2 protein-coding genes are annotated in these 1,947 nt (G+C 71.5%); one reads left to right on the top strand and one right to left on the bottom strand.

The window, feature by feature from the left end:
• The coding region (locus ACYVD1_RS34615) for an MFS transporter (RefSeq protein WP_460778698.1) at positions 1 to 972 on the bottom strand (972 nt) is incomplete at its 3' end.
• Between the two features lie 134 nt (positions 973 to 1,106).
• On the opposite strand from ACYVD1_RS34615, the gene ACYVD1_RS34620 reads away from it, so the two are divergent.
• The coding region (locus ACYVD1_RS34620) for an ATP-grasp domain-containing protein (RefSeq protein ID WP_460778699.1) at positions 1,107 to 1,947 on the top strand (841 nt) is incomplete at its 3' end.

Consider the following 1,947-nt stretch of genomic DNA (forward strand, 5'->3'; position numbering starts at 1 on the left):
GGCGGCGCCCGCCGTCGACGCGGCCAGAACCCGTCGGCGCCCGTACCGTTCCGCGGCCGCCTCCGCCGCGGAACGCCCCAGCCCGCTCGTGGCGGCCAGGGTCACCATCAGGGCGGCGACCGTCGTGAGTGAACGGCCCTCGCCCGACGCGAGGAGCGGCAGGGCCGCGAGGGTGAAGAGCGTGCTCGCCCCGGCCAGGGCCACGATGGCGTGCAGCGCGGGAAGCGCTCCGGTCCGCCAGGCCTGGGTGGGCGTGTAGTCGCGTGCCGCGGCTGGTTCCACGCGACCTCGGAGCGCCCAGCCGCGCGGATCCGTCTCCGGCGGCCACCAGCGGCGCGGCGGCGCCTGCTGTCCCACCCCGCCGAGCAGGCCGAGGACGAGGATGAGCAGGGCCAGCGCAGCGCAGGCCTGGGCGAGGGTTGCGGGCGAGAGGCCGACTGCGACAGCCGGGAGCAAGGGGACGGCGCCGAGGGCGAAGGCGCCGCCCACGGCCCCGGAGCGGACCACGCGCCGGTCGGGATACCACCCGGCGACCAGTTCACAGCAGGAGTGGTAGACGAGCCCCGCTCCCAGACCGCCCAAAATGCCGTAGCCCAGGACCGCCCAGGCGGTTCCCCCGGAGAGCCCGAGCGAGGCGACCCCGAGCGCGCACAGCAGCGCGCCCAGCGGGACAGCGGTACCGGGCGGCATGAGTCCCCGGGCGCGGAGCCGGACCAGGGCGGGCGCGGTGCCGCCCTGAAGTAGGGCCCACAGGACGAAGGGGGCGAGGGCGGCGGCCGGACTCCAGCCGTGGGCCGCCACGAGTACGGGGACCGCGGCGCCGTAGCCGAACTGGAGAACACCGATCCCGGCGGCCGCGACGAGTGCCCGGCTCAGGAACCAGGAGCGGGGGCGGCCGGTGAGTTCGCGGGGGGAGGGTCCGACGGCGTAACGCCTGCCACGCCAGTCGCGGATTTCGGTGGTTCCGGACATGAGCACACCTCCATTGGATTCAGTATGCAGAATCCATCAGGCGAAGGGAAGAGGCGAACAAGGCTGACTATTGAATACTGCATACAGTATGGAGTACAACAGAGGTGACCGAGAGCACATCAACGGGAGGCTCCATGGATCTCCGTGAATACGAAGCCAAGCAGCTCTTCGGCGAGTACGGCGTCCCCCTCGTCGAGGGAGAGATCGCCGACACCCCTGAACAGGCGCGGCTGGCCGCTTCGAGGCTGGGTGGGCGCGTTGTGGTGAAGGCCCAGGTCAAGGTCGGCGGCCGCGGTAAGGCCGGTGGTGTGAAGGTGGCCGAAGGCCCCGAGGACGCCCAGGCTATGGCCGAGGAGATCCTCGGCATGGACATCAAGGGCCACACGGTCCACCGCGTCCTGGTGGAGGAGGCGAGTGACATCGCCGAGGAGTACTACTTCTCCTTCCTCCTCGACCGCGCCAACCGAACCTTCCTGTCCATCTGCTCGACCGAGGGCGGCATGGACATCGAAGAGGTGGCGCGGGTCCGCCCGGAGGCCGTGGCGCGCACCCCCGTGGCCCCCGGGGGAGTGGACCGCGCGGCGGCCGAGGAGGTCTGCCGGGCGGCGAAGGTCCCCGACGACGTCCGCGAATGCGTGGCCGGGACCATCAGCCGGCTGTGGGACGTGGCCGTGGGCGAGGACGCCACGCTCGTCGAGGTGAACCCCCTCGTGCGCACGGATGACGGCCGGGTCATCGCCCTCGACGGCAAGATGACCCTGGACGACAACGCGCTGTTCCGCCACCCCGAACGCGTCCCGTTCACCGACGAGGCCGACTTCGACGCGCTGGAGCTGCGCGCCAACGAGAAGGGCCTGAACTACGTCAAGCTCGACGGCGAGGTCGGCATCATCGGTAACGGTGCCGGTCTGGTCATGTCGACCCTGGACGTGGTCGCCTACGCCGGTGAGGAGCACGGTGGTGTCAAGCCCGCCA

The organism is Nocardiopsis nanhaiensis, assembly GCF_054778635.1.